General features: G+C 70.2%; 14 protein-coding genes. 5 read left to right on the forward strand and 9 right to left on the reverse strand.

Features of this window, described 5'->3' with window-relative positions:
* From G6031_RS12430 to sucC, 3 genes are all read right to left on the reverse strand, one after another.
* Nucleotides 1-1,208 (reverse strand): DUF6350 family protein (locus G6031_RS12430; protein WP_347238492.1); only part of this gene is annotated, 1,208 nt, incomplete at its 3' end.
* Between the two features lie 125 nt (nucleotides 1,209-1,333).
* A complete protein-coding gene (sucD, locus tag G6031_RS12435; protein WP_182653426.1) occupies nucleotides 1,334-2,236 on the reverse strand; it encodes a succinate--CoA ligase subunit alpha in 903 nt (300 codons plus the stop codon).
* A 21-nt stretch (nucleotides 2,237-2,257) separates the two neighbouring features.
* Nucleotides 2,258-3,424 (reverse strand): ADP-forming succinate--CoA ligase subunit beta, encoded by a 1,167-nt coding sequence (gene sucC, locus G6031_RS12440; protein ID WP_182653427.1) that lies wholly within the window; start codon nucleotides 3,422-3,424, stop codon nucleotides 2,258-2,260.
* A 332-nt stretch (nucleotides 3,425-3,756) separates the two neighbouring features.
* Here sucC and G6031_RS12445 point away from each other — a divergent pair, with 332 nt between their 5' ends.
* Nucleotides 3,757-4,617, forward strand: coding sequence for a M23 family metallopeptidase (locus G6031_RS12445; RefSeq protein WP_346034606.1), 861 nt, complete (start codon nucleotides 3,757-3,759; stop codon nucleotides 4,615-4,617).
* A gap of 130 nt (nucleotides 4,618-4,747) precedes the next feature.
* On the opposite strand, the gene G6031_RS12450 is transcribed toward G6031_RS12445, so the two are convergent.
* Together G6031_RS12450 and G6031_RS12455 are read right to left on the reverse strand one after the other, a co-directional pair.
* Nucleotides 4,748-7,267, reverse strand: coding sequence for a UvrD-helicase domain-containing protein (locus G6031_RS12450; RefSeq protein ID WP_182653428.1), 2,520 nt, complete (start codon nucleotides 7,265-7,267; stop codon nucleotides 4,748-4,750).
* A 40-nt stretch (nucleotides 7,268-7,307) separates the two neighbouring features.
* Nucleotides 7,308-8,732, reverse strand: a complete 1,425-nt coding sequence (locus G6031_RS12455; RefSeq protein ID WP_182653429.1) for an amino acid carrier protein — start codon at nucleotides 8,730-8,732, stop codon at nucleotides 7,308-7,310.
* 58 nt (nucleotides 8,733-8,790) lie between these two features.
* On the opposite strand from G6031_RS12455, the gene G6031_RS12460 reads away from it, so the two are divergent.
* Nucleotides 8,791-9,069 carry a chorismate mutase gene (locus G6031_RS12460; RefSeq protein ID WP_182653430.1) on the forward strand — a complete coding sequence of 93 codons (279 nt, stop codon included), beginning with the start codon at nucleotides 8,791-8,793 and terminating at the stop codon, nucleotides 9,067-9,069.
* On the opposite strand, the gene G6031_RS12465 is transcribed toward G6031_RS12460, so the two are convergent.
* Nucleotides 9,040-9,738, reverse strand: coding sequence for a DUF5701 family protein (locus G6031_RS12465; protein WP_346034605.1), 699 nt, complete (start codon nucleotides 9,736-9,738; stop codon nucleotides 9,040-9,042). The genes G6031_RS12460 and G6031_RS12465 overlap by 30 nt on opposite strands.
* Before the next feature lie 129 nt (nucleotides 9,739-9,867).
* On the opposite strand from G6031_RS12465, the gene pgi reads away from it, so the two are divergent.
* The 3 genes from pgi to G6031_RS12480 all read left to right on the forward strand — a co-directional run bounded on the left by pgi (nucleotide 9,868) and on the right by G6031_RS12480 (nucleotide 13,999).
* Complete coding sequence (gene pgi, locus G6031_RS12470) at nucleotides 9,868-11,514, forward strand: glucose-6-phosphate isomerase (RefSeq protein ID WP_182645385.1); 1,647 nt, start codon at nucleotides 9,868-9,870, stop codon at nucleotides 11,512-11,514.
* Nucleotides 11,515-11,565: 51 nt separating this feature from the next.
* Nucleotides 11,566-12,159: a dihydrofolate reductase family protein gene (locus G6031_RS12475; RefSeq protein ID WP_182653431.1), complete on the forward strand. Its 594-nt coding sequence runs from the start codon at nucleotides 11,566-11,568 to the stop codon at nucleotides 12,157-12,159.
* A 142-nt stretch (nucleotides 12,160-12,301) separates the two neighbouring features.
* On the forward strand, nucleotides 12,302-13,999 hold the full coding sequence (locus G6031_RS12480; RefSeq protein ID WP_182653432.1) for an HNH endonuclease signature motif containing protein: 1,698 nt from the start codon (nucleotides 12,302-12,304) through the stop codon (nucleotides 13,997-13,999).
* A gap of 54 nt (nucleotides 14,000-14,053) precedes the next feature.
* On the opposite strand, the gene G6031_RS12485 is transcribed toward G6031_RS12480, so the two are convergent.
* The 3 genes from G6031_RS12485 to G6031_RS12495 form a co-directional block, all read right to left on the reverse strand.
* On the reverse strand, nucleotides 14,054-14,809 hold the full coding sequence (locus tag G6031_RS12485) for an SDR family oxidoreductase (protein ID WP_182653433.1): 756 nt from the start codon (nucleotides 14,807-14,809) through the stop codon (nucleotides 14,054-14,056).
* Nucleotides 14,806-15,681 carry a DNA-formamidopyrimidine glycosylase family protein gene (locus G6031_RS12490; protein ID WP_182653434.1) on the reverse strand — a complete coding sequence of 292 codons (876 nt, stop codon included), beginning with the start codon at nucleotides 15,679-15,681 and terminating at the stop codon, nucleotides 14,806-14,808. The genes G6031_RS12485 and G6031_RS12490 overlap by 4 nt, the downstream gene beginning before the upstream one ends.
* Before the next feature lie 84 nt (nucleotides 15,682-15,765).
* Nucleotides 15,766-16,268: cation diffusion facilitator family transporter (locus tag G6031_RS12495; protein ID WP_182653435.1), on the reverse strand; the 503-nt coding region annotated here is incomplete at its 5' end.

Consider the following 16,268-nt stretch of genomic DNA (forward strand, 5'->3'; position numbering starts at 1 on the left):
GTCCCGGCGCGGCGGCGCCGACGCTCGAGCTCGCTCTCCGCGCGCTCGCGACGCCGCGTGAGGCCTGCGAGGGACAGTGCGATCGTGGCGGAGCCGATCACGCCGAAGAGCGCCAGCGCGGTCCCCGCGGCGATCAGCGACCCGGTTCCCACCGTGCCGAGCACCCCGAGTTCGCCACCCGCCACGACCGGGCTGACGGCCACGACGAGTGCGACGATCGCGGCGGCCAGCCACGCGGCCTTGACCGCGTCGGCGGTGGTGCGGAACCAGTGCGCGACCGCACGGGCGAGCCCGGCCGCCACGAGCACCGTCACCAACAACAGCGCCTGCATCGACCAGTGCGGATCCGTCGTGGGCAGCGCCGCCGCGAGCGGGACCTCGGGCATCGGCCCGCGGGACACGGCGAACACACTGTACGAGGCCTCCCCGAGGTGGGCCTCCCCGCCGACCGCGAGGGTGGCCGCGGCCATGACGACGTTCGGAAGGTAGGCGATGGAGATCGCCGCGAGCGCCGCGGTGCCCGTGAGATCCTTGCCGATCTCGAGGACCGAACCGACCGGCCCCCACGCGGCCAGCAGGCCGATCAGCAGGAGGATCGCGGCGATGGCCCAGACGGCCGCCACGAACGCCGACCCGAGGTGGATCCCCCCGCGTACCCAGAGCGGCAGGATCTCGCGGAGATCCCGTCGGAAGTACAACCACACCCCCAACCCGGATCCGAACAGCGCCACCGCGGCCGTCCAGATCAGTGCCGTCGACAGGGAGGCCTCCCGCACGGCGAAGTCCGAGGCCGCGGACCCGACGAGCAGGGAGGCCAGCCCCGTCAGCAGCAACCCCGCGAGCGTCACACCCGCCACGGCGGCGGCGGCCTCGCGCGGACCGGGCTCCTCGACGTCGGCCAGCACCGCGCGGGTCTGCCGGGCAAGGACCGCCACGTAGATCAACGGCGGGAGCAGGGGCAGGAAACCCAGGGACACCGCGTCCACGGTGAGCGGCACCCGGTTGACCACCAGCCACTCCACCGCGACCACTGCGAACAGCGAGTCGAACCCCCGCGCGGTGAACACCAGGATCGCCAGCGTGACGGCAGCGAGGACCAGGACGGTGACGATGACGGGGAGCGCAGCGGCCGCCGCCGTCCAGAGCAGCGATCGGGCGCCCGCCGGGGTCCGTCTCGCGGCGGGCCGGATGACACGTGGAGGACTCACCCTGCCACCGTAGAGACCCGCCTACCCACGCCCGCCCCCGGCACGCCGCGACCCCCGCCATCCGGGGATGGGCGGGGGTCGGGGAACGCTCATTCGCGGCGGCCCGGAGGGCTGCCGCGGGCGGATCACATCGCGTCGAGGATCTCCTTGGCGAGCGCCGCGGTCGCGGACGGCGTCTTGCCGACCTTGACACCGGCGGCCTCGAGGGCGTCCTGCTTGGCCTGCGCGGTACCCGCGGAGCCCGACACGATGGCGCCGGCGTGGCCCATGGTCTTGCCCTCGGGAGCCGTGAAGCCCGCCACGTAGCCGACGACCGGTTTGGTGACGTTGGCCTTGATGTAATCGGCCGCGCGCTCCTCGGCGTCGCCGCCGATCTCGCCGATCATCACGATGACCTTGGTCTCCGGGTCGTTCTCGAAGGCCTCGATGCAGTCGATGTGCGTGGTGCCGATGATCGGGTCGCCGCCGATACCGATGGCGGTCGAGAAGCCGTAGTCGGCCAGCTCGTACATCATCTGGTAGGTCAGGGTGCCCGACTTGGACACGAGTCCGATCGGGCCCTTGCCGGCGATGTTGGCCGGCGTGATGCCGACCAGCGACTCGCCCGGCGTGATGATGCCCGGGCAGTTGGGGCCGATGATGCGGGTCTTGTTGCCCTTGGCCACGTTGTAGTTCCACGCGTCGGCGGTGTCCAGGACCGGGGCGCCCTCGGTGATGACCACGGCCAGCGGGATCTCCGCGTCGATGGCCTCGATGATGGCGTCCTTGGTGAACGGCGGCGGGACGAAGAGGATCGTCACGTCGGCACCGGTGGCCTCCATGGCCTCGGAGACGCTGCCGAACACGGGGAGCTCGACGTCGTTGCCGTCGGCGTCCTTGTGGGCCACGGTGGTGCCGGCCTTGCGGGCGTTGACGCCACCGACGACCTGGGTCCCGGCCGCGAGCATGCGGGCGGTGTGCTTGGTGCCCTCGCCGCCGGTGATGCCCTGGACGATGACCTTGCTGCCTGAGTTGAGGAAGATCGACATATCTGGTTGTTCCTACTCTTCCTACTTGGAGGCCAGCTCGGCGGCCTTGTCGGCGCCGGAGTCCATGTTGTCGGCCAGGGTCACGAGCGGGTGATTGGCGTCGGCGAGGATCTTGCGACCCTCCTCGACGTTGTTGCCGTCCAGGCGGACGACCAGCGGCTTGTTGGCCTCGTCGCCCAGCATCTCCAGGGCCTTGACGATGCCGTTGGCCACCGCGTCACAGGCGGTGATGCCGCCGAACACGTTGACGAAGACGCTCTTGACCTGCTCGTCGCCGACGATCACGTCGAGCCCGTTGGCCATGACCTCGGCCGAGGCGCCGCCGCCGATGTCGAGGAAGTTGGCGGGCTTGACGCCCCCGTGGTTCTCGCCGGCGTAGGCGACGACGTCGAGCGTGGACATGACCAGCCCGGCGCCGTTGCCGATGATGCCGACCTGACCGTCGAGCTTGACGTAGTTGAGGTCGTTCTCCGCGGCCTTCTGCTCGAGGGGATCCGTGGTGCCGGCGTCGGCGAAGTCCGCGAACATCTCCTTGTGACGGAACTCTGCGTTCTCGTCCAGGGTGACCTTGCCGTCCAGCGCGAGGATCTCGTCGTTCGGGGTACGAACGAGCGGGTTGACCTCGACGAGGGTGGCGTCCTCGTTGACGAACACCTCGTACAGCTTGGCGATGGTCACGGCGGCCGCGTCCAGCACCTCCTCGGGGAGGTGGCCGGCGGCCGCGATCTCGCGCGCCTTGGCCACGTCGACACCGACGGTGGGGTCGATGTTGATCCGCGCGAGGCGGTCCGGGGACTCCTCGGCGACCTGCTCGATCTCCACGCCACCCTCGACCGAGCACATGGCGAGGTAGTTGCGGTTGGAACGATCGAGCACGAAGGAGATGTAGTACTCCTCCGCGATGTCGCTGGCCTCGGCCACGAGGAGCTTCTTGACGATGTGGCCCTTGATGTCCAGGCCAAGGATGTCCTCGGCCCGCGCACGCGCCTCGGCGGCGTCCTCCGCCAGCTTCACGCCGCCGGCCTTGCCACGGCCTCCGACCTTGACCTGCGCCTTGACGACGACAGGCTTGCCGATCTCGGCCGCGACCTTCTCGGCCTCCTCCGCGGTATCCGCGACGCGCCCCGGGGTGGTGGGGACGTCATGCTTCGCGAAAAGAGCCTTTGCCTGGTATTCAAAGAGATCCATCAGCTCACCATCTTGACGTGGGTAGATTCGCCCGGCCCTGTTGAAAGCCGAGTCAACCCTCATCCTAAGCGGGCAGTGTGTCGCCCGTCGCACCCTGGGGGTAGACGTGTGTGTCGGGTCACAGATCACCGGGCGCGCGACGCCCCTCCCGCCACCACTCGCGGCACGGCACTCAACTCCAAGCCCCTCAATCACTGGAGTCACACCGGTGTGATCCACCCCTCCCCATCGGACGGCCCGTTACCTTGCGGCACCGTTGCCGATCCGTTACTTTGGGGGACGTCTTGATCACGGAAAGATCACAGCACGACCTCAGAGGGGAAACGCCACCGGTGAAGAACGAGTCGCAGCACGTACCACCAGCGACTCCTGTCGTCGTACCCGCCTCCGGAGCACACAGCGGAGGGCGTCACCGCCTCCCCGCTCCCCCGCACGCCCTCCGCGGTCGCGCGGCCGTCCTGGCCGTCGCCGCCGGCGCCGCGGTGTCCGCCGCCTCCGCCGGGTCCGTCATGGACTTCGCGGGCACCCACTCCGCCGAGGCCGGCGACATCGCCCTCCTCGCCAACGGTGAGGCGGCGCCGGCGACCGGTGAGTCCGACGCGCCGTCGACCTCCACCCCCGCCACTCCCTCCCTGCCCGAGCCCGTGGTCGTGTCGACCCTCGATGCGGAGTCGGAGAACGCGCAGTCGGCCATGCTCTACGCGGGCACCGAGATCAACACCCAGCGGGAGATCGCCGAGGAGCAGGCCCGGCGCCCGAAGGTCGCCCTCCCCGCCGTGGGCACCTTCACCTCGGGTTTCGGCATGCGCTGGGGCGCGATGCACGCGGGCATCGACATCGCCAACGCCAACGGCACCCCGATCCTCGCGGCCACCGACGGTGTCGTGATCGACTCGGGCCCCGCCCAGGGCTACGGCAACTGGATCCGGATCATGTCCGACGACGGCACGATGACCGTCTACGGCCACATGGAATCGCTCGACGTCCGCGAGGGCGAGCGGGTCTACGCCGGCCAGAAGATCGCCGGCATGGGCAACATGGGCTTCTCGACGGGGTCCCACCTTCACTTCGAGGTCCTGCTCAACGGCGGCACCCAGCACGTCGACCCCGTCATCTGGCTGGCCCAGCAGGGCATCCACCTCGCGGGCGCCGGCAGCGTGGAGGGCTCGACCTCCGGCATCTTCGGGAGCTGACCTCCCACCTGGGCAGTCGTCCACGGTCGAGTCGGCTGTTCGCGACGCCTGAGCGCGCGTTCCCGAGCTCGGCCCGGCCCGGTCCCGGACCGACTCCCGGTATCGGGGCGCCCGTACGGACGTCCTCTCCCTAGAGCTTCTGCATCGGGACTCCCCCGATGAGCATCAGGCGCACCTTTCCCGACGCACCGAAGTCGATCGTCGCCGTGGCCCGGGGCCCGCTGCCGTCGCAGCTCAGAACCTTCCCGAGACCGTACTTGTCGTGCGTCACGCGATCTCCGGGCGCCAACTCCAGGGCGGGCGCGGAGGACTTGGCCCGGGGAATCCCGGACGACCGGCCGCCGCCGGAGCCGAATCCACCACCGGAGCCGAACCCACCACCGGAGCCGCCACCGAACCGGCGCCGCGGCGCGTACGAGTCGTCGTCACCGAACCGGCCACCGCCGGCCGGTTCCTCACGCTGCCACTCGATCGCCTCCGACGGGATCTCCTCGAGGAACCGCGACCCGGGGTTGGTCATGGGCTGGCCCCAGGACGAGCGCATCATGGCGCGGGTCAGATAGAGGCGTCGACGCGCACGGGTGATACCCACGTACGCCAGCCGCCGCTCCTCGGACAGCTCCGCCGGGTCCCCGAGCGCGCGCATGTGCGGGAACAGCCCGTCCTCCATGCCGACGAGGAACACCACCGGGAACTCGAGCCCCTTGGCGGTGTGGAGGGTCATGAGTGTGACCTGCCCCTGGTCCTCGGCCGGGATCTGGTCGGCGTCCGCCACGAGGGAGACCCGCTCGAGGAAGGCCGCGAGCGAACCGGGCTCGGCGATGCCGTCGTCCAGTGCGGCGTCGTCCAGTGCGGCGTCGGACTGGTCGGCCACCGCTCCCGCGGCGTCCCCGGCGTCCTCGTCCCCGAAGCCCTGCTCGCGCGCCGAACGCTGCAGCGCGGCCTCGGAGGAGAACTCCCGCCCCACGCCCACCAACTCGTTGAGGTTGTCCAGGCGGGCCGCGTCCTGCGGATCGTTGGAGGCCTCTAACTCGGCCCGGTATCCGGTCCGGTCGAGCACGGCCTCCACCAGGGCGCCGACGTCGGGGTCCGAGTCCTCGCCACCGGCGTGGTCGGAGCCGCTCAAGCGCCCGCGGAGCTCGTCGAGGAGAGAGACGAAACCCGCGATCGCCTTGACCGAGCGGGTGGGCAGTAACGCGACCCTGCCCTCCGCGGCGTCCCGCAGGGCCTCACCGAAGCCGATGGCCCGCTGCTCGGCATGGACCGCCACACACGCCTCCGCACGGTCCCCGATTCCCCGCCGAGGGGTGTTGAGGATGCGGCGCAGCGCCACCGTGTCGTCAGGATTGGAGAGCACCTTGAGGTACGCAACGATGTCGCGCACCTCCTTGCGCTCGTAGAACCGTGTGCCCCCGACGACCTTGTAGGGCAGACCCAGCCGGACGAACACGTCCTCGATCACCCGGGAGGAGTTGTTGGTCCGGTAGAACACGGCCACGTCGGAGTACCCGGCGTCCCCGGAGTCCACCAGGCGGTCGATCTCCCCGGCGATGAACCGCGCCTCGTCGTGCTCGTTGTCCGCCACGTACCCGACGAGCAGCTCGCCGGTTCCCTCGTCGGTCCAGAGGTTCTTCTCCCTCCGGCCCGGGTTGCGGGAGATCACGGCGTTGGCGGCGGAGAGGATCGTCTGCGTCGAGCGGTAGTTCTGCTCGAGCAGGATCGACCGGGCGTCCGGATAGTCGTGCTCGAAGTCCTCGATGTTGCGGATCGTCGCGCCCCGGAACGCGTAGATGGACTGGTCCGCGTCGCCCACCACGCAGAGCTCCGCCGGTGCCACCCCGGCCGCGGCGTCGTCCCCGGACCCGGCCGCACCGCCGACGAGCGTCCGGACCAGGATGTACTGGGCGTGGTTGGTGTCCTGGTACTCGTCCACCATGACGTGCCGGAACCGGCGCCGGTAGTACGCCGCAACCTCCGGGTGCGACCGCAGCAACCCGACGGTCTCCCCGATCAGGTCGTCGAAGTCGAAGGCGTTGGCCGCCTGCAGCCGCGCCTGGTACTCGGTGAACACCGCCGCCACCGTCTGCGCGGTCCGGTCCGAGTCCTCCAACGCACGGTCCATGGCCTCCGACGGCTCGCGGAGCTCGTTCTTGTGGTTCGAGATGGCCGAGGCGAGCATCCGCGGCGTGAACTTCTTGACCTCGAGGTGCTGCTCCTTGGCGATCATGCCGAGCAGGCGACGGGAATCGTCCGAATCGTAGATCGTGAAATTGGAGTTGCGCGTGCCCAGCAGCGCGGACTGGGCCCGCAGGATCCGCACACAGATCGAGTGGAACGTGGCCACCCACATCCGTTCGGCATGGGGCCCAACCAGGGCGGACACCCGCTCCCGCATCTCGGCGGCGGCCTTGTTGGTGAACGTGATGGCGAGGATCTGCCCGGGGTGTGCGCCCCCCTCGGCCAGCAGGTACGCGATCCGCCTGGTCAGCACGCTGGTCTTCCCGGAACCCGCGCCGGCCACGATCAACAGCGGACCGCCGCGGTGCGTGACCGCGGCGGCCTGCTGTGGGTTGAGTCCGTCCAGGAGCGGTGAGTGCGGCGAGGTGGGACTGACGGCGGAACGGGCTGGGGCGGGAGCGGAGTGGGTCATCGTGGCGTCCAATCTACCCACCCGGTCCGACACCCTGTTCTCAGCGCGGACGGTCCCCCATGAACTCGTCGACCTGCGCGGCGGTCGCCGTCAGAGTCGGATCGTTGTCCAGGTAGTACCGCGTCTCCCGCACGATGAGGCCGGAGAGGACCAGGAGGCCGATGAGGTTCGGGATGGCCATCAGTCCGTTCATCACGTCCGCGAAGTTCCACACCACCTCGAGTTCGGTGACCGCACCCACGAACACCACACAGGTGAAGACCATCCGGTAGGGGATGACTCCCCCGGCGCCCACGAGCCGCTCGACACACCGCTCGCCGTAGTACGACCAGCCGAGGATCGTCGAGAACGCGAAGAACGCGATCGCCACCGCCACCAGCTTGTCGCCGTACGGCATGGCCTCGGCGAACGCGTCGGCGGTCATGGTCCCGGCCGTGTCGCTGCCCCGCTCCCACACGCCGGAGGTGACGATCACCAGACCGGTGAAGGTGACGACGATGATGGTGTCGATGAACGTCTGGGTCATCGACACCAGGCCCTGGCGGGTCGGGTGGGTGGTCTTGGCCGCCGCGGCCGCGATGGCCGCCGAGCCCATCCCGGACTCGTTGGAGAAGATGCCCCGCGCGACACCCATCTGGATGGCGTACATGATCGCCGCGCCCGCGAAGCCGCCGACCGCGGACGTCCCGGAGAAGGCCTGGGTGAAGATCTTCCCGAAGGCGCCGGGGATCGCGTCGGCGTTGAGCACCAGGACGACCATCCCGCCGAGCAGGTACAGCACGATCATCAGAGGCACGAACCCGGCCGTGACCCGGCCGATGGCCTTGATGCCACCGAGCAGGACCGCACCGGTGAGGACGAACAGGATGACGCCGGAGGCGACCACCGGGACGCCGAAGGAGTTGTCGAGCTGGGCCGCCACCGCGTTGCCCTGCGTCATGTTGCCGATGCCGAAGCTGGCCAGGACGGCGAACACCGCGAACACGATCGACAGGACCAGTCCCACCCGGCCGCCGGTCTTCCCGAACAGCTCGGCGAACCCCCGGTGGAGGTAGTACTGCGGACCACCGGACTGCTCGCCGCGGGCGTCGGTGACGCGGTACCGCACACCCAGGAAGGCCTCCGAGTACTTGGAGGCCATCCCCACGAGGGCGGTGACCCACATCCAGAAGAGCGCGCCCGGCCCTCCCAGCGAGATCGCCGTGGCCACGCCGACGATGTTGCCCACGCCGACGGTCGCGGCGAGCGCGGTGGTCAACGCCTGGTACTGCGTGATGTCACCCGCCCCGCCGTCGTCCCTCCGCCGCACCAGCCCGAGATGGAGCGCGGGCCCCAGCTTGCGGAACTGCAGTGCCCTCAGACGGATCGTGAGGAATAGGCCCGTGCCGAGGAGCAGCGGGATGAGGACGAAGGGTCCCCAGATCACGGAACCGATGTCCGCGAGAGTCGAGTTCAAGTTCTCCACGGGCGGAAACACTAGACGGTCCCGCGGCCTCCGCGGAAGCAAGTGGGATAATCGCGGCATGAACACCGACCCCGCCGGCACGGACGATCCGCTGTCCGAGGCCCAGATCCAGGAACTCCGACTGGAGATCGACCGGTTGGACGCCGAGATCCTGGAGGCGATAGTCCGTCGCAGCGAGATCTCCAAGCGCATCGGTCGCACGCGGATGCAGTCCGGCGGCACCAAGCTCGTCCACACCCGCGAGCTCAAGGTCTACGAGCGCTTCTCCTCACTCGGGCAGGAGGGGCAGACCCTCGCGGGGATGCTCCTACGTCTCGGTCGCGGGCGACTGGGCTGAGTCCCGGCCGACCCGACCGGCCGTGGAGGCGAACCCCAACCACGTGTGGTGGTTGTTCGCCCAGCACCAGCCCACCTTCGGCGCGCCCTTGTTCTCCCGGCCGTCGCGGCCGGTCCCCCCGCTGATCCACAGCGCCGGGGTCCGGGCATCCAGCGCTCCGTCCGCCTTGCGCTTCCGCGATCCGATGCACATGAAGCACCTGCCGGGCTCGAGCATCTCCGGCTGCTGGAGCAGCCAGCTCACCCCCTCGGAGATGGTCAGCGGAGAGCGCCCCCGACGGGCCAACTCGGCGTGCGCGTCCGTCGGGGTCCAGCCCAGCATGTCGTCGTCGCGTGTCACGTCCCTGACCAGATAGAGCGGGGCGTCCGGAACCCGGACGTCGTCGGTGGGTGTGAACTCGGCCAGGTCGGACATGTCGACGACGACGAAGCCCGCCCTCCCACCACGGCGCAGCAGGGTCGCCAGTCGGGCGGTGGACACGAACGACGGGTGGACGGCCAGCACCGGCCGACCGGGCCCCGGGGCGGCGGCACGAGCTGCGTCGTCACGAGCTGCGTCTTCGAGAGCTGCGTCTTCGAGAGCTGCGGCGTGCTCCCGCAGCCGCCCGGCGGTGATCCCGCCGAGCTCGGGCACGCCCAGTTCGACGAGCCGATCGGCCTGGGCTGACACGGAGGGGTGGTCCGGAGGAGTCATGGGGGTCACGTGTCTGGAACGGGCGGCGGGGCCCCCGTATTCCCGACTAACCTCGCTGTCAGACGGCGGGCGATCCCCGGGCGGCAACACTGGGCAGGAGCGGCAATGACGGACATCAGCACGACACCACAGTGGTCGGCGATCGAGGATCTCGTACCGGCGATCGGCGAGGTGACCCTCCGTGAGCTGTTCGCCGCCGATCCGGAGCGGGGTCGCCGCATGGCGGTCACCGCGGGCGATCTGCACGTCGACCTGTCCAAGCACCTGGTCACCGACGAGGTCCTGAGCGCCCTGACCGAGCTGGCCCACGCCGCACGGCTGCCGGCGCAGCGGGCCGCGATGTTCCGGGGCGACCGCATCAACACCACCGAGGACCGATCGGTCCTCCACACCGCGCTCCGTCTCCCGGCCGAGGCCGACCTCGTCGTCGACGGGCGTGACGTCGTGGCCGACGTCCACGCGGTCCTCACCCGGATGGCCGACTTCGCCGACCGCGTCCGGTCCGGCGGATGGACCGGGCACACGGGCGCGCGGATCGACACCGTGGTCAACATCGGCATCGGCGGCTCCGACCTCGGGCCCGTGATGGTCGACAAGGCCCTGCACCACCTGCAGACCGCGGGCATCAGCGCACGCTACGTCTCCAACGTGGACCCCGCCGACCTCTCGGCCGTGCTCGCCGAGGTCGACCCCGCGACCACGCTGGTGGTGGTCGCCTCCAAGACCTTCACCACGCAGGAGACCATGGCCAACGCCCACGCGGCGCGTCGGCACTTCGTCGAGGCCCTCGGATCGGAGGAGGCGATCGCCTCCCACTTCGTGGCGGTGTCGACGGCCACCGAGGAGGTGGCCGACTTCGGGATCGCCGCGGACAACATGTTCGAGTTCTGGGACTGGGTCGGGGGCCGGTACTCGGTGTCGTCGGCGATCGGCCTCTCGGTGATGATCACGGTGGGCCCGCCCGCGTTCGTCGAGCTGCTCGAGGGCTTCCACGCCATGGACCTGCACTTCGCGACCGAGGCGCCCGAGCACAACGCGCCGGTCCTCATGGCCCTGCTCGGCATCTGGTACACCTGCTTCCTCGGGGCCCAGTCCAAGGCCGTGATCCCCTACGCCCAGGGCCTCCTGCGGTTCCCCGCCTACCTCCAGCAACTGACCATGGAGTCCCTCGGCAAGTCGGTCCGACTCGACGGCTCCGACGTCTCCTACCCCACCGGCGAGGTCTACTGGGGCGAGCCCGGCACGAACGGCCAGCACGCCTTCTTCCAGCTCCTGCACCAGGGCACCCAGCTCGTCCCGGTGGACTTCATCGGGGTCGCCCGTCCGGTCTCGGACCTGCCCACCGCCGACGGCGCCGGATCGATGCACGACATGCTCGTGGCCAACCTGTTCGCCCAGTCCCGTGTGCTGGCGTTCGGCAAGACGGAGGACGAGGTGCTCGCCGAGGGCGTGGACCCCGCGATCGCGCCGCACAAGGTGATGCCCGGCAACCGGCCGTCCACCACGATCCTCGCGCCGTCGCTCTCGCCCGGAGTGCTCGGGCAGCTCATCGCCCTCTACGAACACGTGGTGTTCGTCCAGGCCGCCGTGCTGGGTATCAATGCGTTCGATCAGTGGGGGGTCGAGCTGGGCAAGGCCCAGGCCGGCGAGCTCCTGACCGCCCTGACCGCGGAGAAGCACCCCGGGGAGGGCTTCGACTCCTCGACGGATGCTCTCGTCGAGATCTACCGCGAGGCACGCGGCCGCCGCTGAGCCGGGACTGTTCCGCCAGGGAGTGTCGTAGCCGGGTGCGAGCATGGTCGTATGAGCACTGTCTACTGCACCGCCACCAGCCTGGACGGGTACATCGCCGACGACGAGGAGAGCCTGTCCTGGCTCTTCGCGACCTCCGGGGAGGCCGAACCCGCGGGGTACACACCGACCGAGTTGGACCCCGCCCTCCCCGACCTCCACTTCGACCGCTTCTACTCCGGCGTCGGGTCGATCGTCTGCGGCGTCAACACCTTCGAATGGGTCCGCCGCGACCTGACGAAGGACGGCCGACCGTTCGCCTGGCCGTACTCCGTGCCGAGCTGGGTCGTCACCCACCGCGATCTCGATCCCGTCGACGGCGTCGAGTTCTTCGCCGGTGACGTCGGCGACCTGCACCCTCTCCTGGTCGAGGCCGCCGACGGCGGGGACGTCTGGATCGTCGGGGGTGGTGACCTCGCAGGTCAGTTCGCCGACCGGGGACTGCTGGACCGGGTCTGGATCCACCAGTGTCCGGTCGTCCTCGGTTCCGGGCGCCCCCTGTTGCCCCGCCGACTCCGACTCCACCGCCAGAAGCTCGAGACGCACGGCCAGTTCACGGCGATGCTCTTCGACGTGGTGGGCCCGGAGCCCCGGATCGCGCCCTGACCGGTGAGTAGCCCGGCGATTTCCTCCGCTGAAGTCCCGGACGGAAAGCCCGCGGCAGACCCTTGCACGTTCGAACGTGTGTGCGTACAATAGAACGTACATTCGATACGGTGACGGTGGCGGAAGGCTTCGGAGGTGTGGCATGGACGTCGGCAACGGCCCCTCCTCCGACAGTACCTCCGCTGTTGATCCGTTGACCGGGCTGACCGCCTCGGCTCGTGCCGGATGGGCGGCCGAGAATCGCGCCTCCGCCCAGCGGCTGTCGGCCTGCTACGACCTCCTGCTGGAATGCCAGCGCCGCGACGACTCAGGCACCGGCCCTGATTCCCCGCCCGGCCACGCGGTGGTGGACCCGTTCGTGGTGGCAACCGGATACGTGGTGGCGGCGATGGCCGTCTCCGCCCTGAGAGCCGAATCGATGATCTCGTTCGCCGCGGACCTGCACCAGCGCTACCCCGCCGTTCTCGCCGCCCTGGCAGCGGGTCGCCTCGACCAGCGCGCCGCCGAACTGCTGGCCCGCCAGATGGCGACCGTCGACCCCGAGGTGCTTCCGCGGGTGCAACAGGACGTCGTCGACGACTACCTGGCCGCGACGGAGGCCGGCGAACGCCTCGGTCGGCACGCGGTACGCGATGCGGTGGACGCGATCATCACCCGCTACGACGCCGAGGGAATCCGTCGGCGCAAGGAGGACGCCAGCCGTGCGCGCGGTGTGCGCATCAACAAGGGCGCTGACGGCATGTCCACCGTGTCGGCCATTCTGGCCACCGAGGAGGCCGCCGTCCTTGCCGAGGCGATCGATCAACGCGCTGCCGAACACGCCGCCGCCGAAGCCGAGGCTGCCGCGGCGAGCGCAGCCGCGGCCGAGGCCACCGGCGAGTCGGGCTCAGTCCCGGGTCCGGACCCGGCCCCGGACTATCACTATTTCAAGGCCGAACGCCGCGCCGACGCCCTGCTGGCGCTGGTGTGCGGCGACGGCCTGCACGCCGGTGGCCAGGGCCGACCCACTGCGCCGTTGCGGCCCAAGGTCACCGTGATCGCTCCCGGCAACGCCGGCGCGGGCGGCAACGGTGCGGGGAACGCCGGGGCGGGTGGCAACGGCGCCTGCGACGACGACGGGGTTCGGGTGGAGTTCACCCGCACCGGCGAGGCGGCGCTGCAGGCCCTGCTGGACATGCTCGTCACCAGCGACGGAGCCAGCTTCGAGAAGGTCGACCCCCGTATCGGCGCCGCCGACGACGCCCGCCGCTCCCTGAGCTACCGGCCCGGTGCCGAGTTGGCCCGCCGCATCAGGCTGCGCGACGGTACCTGCCGCCATCCCGGCTGTGCGGTTCCGGCCGATGACTGCGACATCGATCATGTCCGCCCCTTCGACCACGCCGACCCCGCCCGCGGCGGACCCACCGAAGAGTGCAATCTGATGTGTCTGTGTCGGCGCCATCACCGGTTCAAAACGTTCTCCGACTGGATCTACGACCTGGCGCCCGATGGCACCCTCACCGTCATCACACCGGACGGGGCGACCGTGACGACCCGACCATCCGGGCCGCTCGGGGTCTACCGCCGCGAGCACGCCCGCAATGAATCCCGCGCCTGGGACAGACAACAACAGCGCAACCCGGACCCGACCATCACAGGAGGGGAGACGCGCCCGGAGCCCACCTACTGGACGCGCCGTGCGGCCCGCCTGAGCGCCGAGCGTGCCCGCGCAACCGGCCCGGTCGACACCCGGCCCGGCGGCCAGAGCCGCTGGTGGAAGCGCAACGCGCCGGTCTTCAGCACGGTCGAACACGAGGTCGAGGCCCTGCTCGATGACATCCTCGACCCGCCTCCCTTCTGACCCGCCCCCCTTCTGATCCGTCGCCCTTCCGGCGGGGGCGGGCGGGAGAACCCGTCAGACGAACCTGCGGCTGACCTTCTCCGGCAGAAGCGTCAGCAGTGGGCCGATCGCCTTCCAGGGCTTGGCCGGGACGAGCGCACGAGTGGGCTCGGCGTTAATCGTCCTGACCAGCGCGTCGACGCCCTCGTCGAATTCGGTCATCAGCGAGGTCTTGACCGACCGGTTGATGTCGGTGCGGATGTACCCGGGAAGGATGTCGGTGACCTTGATGCGACTGCCGGCGCTGTCGAGCTCGGCGTGCAGACCCTGCGCCAGCGAGGAGACGAACGCCTTGGTGGCGCCGTACGTGTTCTGGGCCTTGGGCATGCCGCGCAGCGAGCTCACGGACGAGATGAACACCAGGTGCCCCTCGCCCCGCGCGTGCATCAGCTCCATCGCGGCCTCCGCCTGGTTGAGGGTGCCGATCACGTTGACCATGGCCGTCTCCCGGTTGGCGTGCGCCTTCCCCGTACCGATGGACGCCCCCTTGCCCAGTCCTGCGTTGAGGACGAAGCGGTCGATCCCGCCGAGCTCCGCGTCGAGCTCGCCGAACACCCGCTCCACCGCGTCGCCGTCGGCCACGTCGAGCTCGCGGACCGCCACCGTGATCGAGGGGTTGGCCGCCAGCAACTCGGCGCGGAGCTCCTGGAGCCTGTCGAGACGCCGGGCGCACAGCGCCAGATTCCTGCCCTGTGCGGCCCAGCGACGGGCCATGCCCTCGCCGAGACCCGCGCTGGCGCCGGTGATCAGGATCGTGTTGCGGTCGGTCACAGCTTCTCCTCCGTTGGCGATGGCCCCAGTGTGGCACGCGCCGGCTGACACGACGGGCAGCGGTAGGCGATGCGATCGAGTGAATCGCTCGGCTCGTCCGGGTCGGCGAGACCACCCAGTCGGAACGTCTCCACCTCGGTCCCGCACCTGCGGCACGGCTTGCCGTCCCGCCCGTACACCCACAACTCCCGCCCGCGTCGCGTGTCCCCGGTGGTCACCCGGACCGCGCGATCGGCGTTGGCGAGGAGCATCCGCCGGGCGAGCACGACCACGGCGCGCAGATCAGGCACCGACTCCACCGGCTCCCGCGGGTCGAGGCCCCGCAGGAAACACAGTTCGGCGCGGTACACGGTGCCGATGCCGGCGAGATTGCGCTGGTCCAACAGTGCCTCCCCGATCGTCCGGGACGGCCGCTCGCCGATCCGCCGGAGCACCTCCGCGACGCTGGCGTCCGGGTCCCAGTCCCGCCCCAGCAGGTCGGGACCGAGATGCTCGACCGCCCGGTCGGCCTCGGCGGGATCCAGCGCGCGCAGCAACCCGAGCTCGGTGCCCACCACCTCGACGTCGTCGGCGCGCAGGAGCATCCGGACGGTGTGCGCGGGGAACCGCCACCGCTCCCCCGCCTTGTGGATGTGGATGCGGCCTTCCATCTTCAGGTGGATATGGAGGGTGACCGGGTCCCGACCCTGCGCGTCCGGGCCGACGACGACGAAGAGGTGCTTCCCCCGGGACCGGGCGGCCACCACGGTCCTGCCCCGCAGATCCACGGCCGCGAACCTGGGAACCCTGAGCTCGATCCTGTCCAGGGTCCGCCCGTTCAGCGCACGGTGCACCTTCGCGGCCGCCCTGTAGACGGAATCGCCCTCCGGCACCGTTGACTCCTCTGCCCGCTGTCCGATCTACCGCTCTCCGAGTGTGCGCACCATGGTGCCCTGAACCGCCCCGGGCTGCCGGGTTCACCATCCCGGTTGTCGACACTCCACGACGCCGGCGGTCTCGAGCTGCACTGTCGCATGCTCGATGCCGTGGCCCTCCCGCAGGACGCGTCGCGCCTCGTCGAGGACTCCGGAGTGGGGCACTCCGGGGGCGGTCACGAGGTGGACGGTCCCCACGTCCATCCCCGAGGTCAGCGTCCACAGATGCAGGTCGTGCACCTCCTCGACGCCGCGTACCGACGCGAGTTCGGACTCCACCGCTGCGGGGTCGACCCCGGCGGGCGCGTGCTGGGCGAGCACCGTGACGACCTGTCTGCCGAGCATGACCGCGCGGACGACGATGAACACGGCGATCGCCACGGCCACCACGAGGTCCCACACCGTCGAACCCGTCGCGCGGATGAGCAGTGCGGCCGCGATCACCCCCACCGATCCGGCCGCGTCCGCCATCACCTCGAGATATGCCCCCCGCACCGCGAGACTCTCGGAGGATCCACTGCGCAGCAAGAGCAGCGAGATGATGT

It is taken from the genome of Dietzia sp. CQ4 (assembly GCF_014145125.1).
GTDB classification, from domain to species: Bacteria; Actinomycetota; Actinomycetes; order Mycobacteriales; family Mycobacteriaceae; genus Dietzia; species Dietzia natronolimnaea.

Bases quoted from the DNA above. Each gene is read 5' to 3' on its own strand.
- sucD (WP_182653426.1), bottom strand. From the start codon at position 2,236: ATGTCGATCTTCCTCAACTCAGGCAGCAAGGTCATCGTCCAGGGCATC.
- sucC (WP_182653427.1), bottom strand. From the start codon at position 3,424: ATGGATCTCTTTGAATACCAGGCAAAGGCTCTTTTCGCGAAGCATGAC.
- G6031_RS12450 (WP_182653428.1), bottom strand. From the start codon at position 7,267: ATGACCCACTCCGCTCCCGCCCCAGCCCGTTCCGCCGTCAGTCCCACC.
- G6031_RS12460 (WP_182653430.1), top strand. From the start codon at position 8,791: ATGAACACCGACCCCGCCGGCACGGACGATCCGCTGTCCGAGGCCCAG.
- pgi (WP_182645385.1), top strand. From the start codon at position 9,868: ATGACGGACATCAGCACGACACCACAGTGGTCGGCGATCGAGGATCTC.
- G6031_RS12475 (WP_182653431.1), top strand. From the start codon at position 11,566: ATGAGCACTGTCTACTGCACCGCCACCAGCCTGGACGGGTACATCGCC.
- G6031_RS12480 (WP_182653432.1), top strand. From the start codon at position 12,302: ATGGACGTCGGCAACGGCCCCTCCTCCGACAGTACCTCCGCTGTTGAT.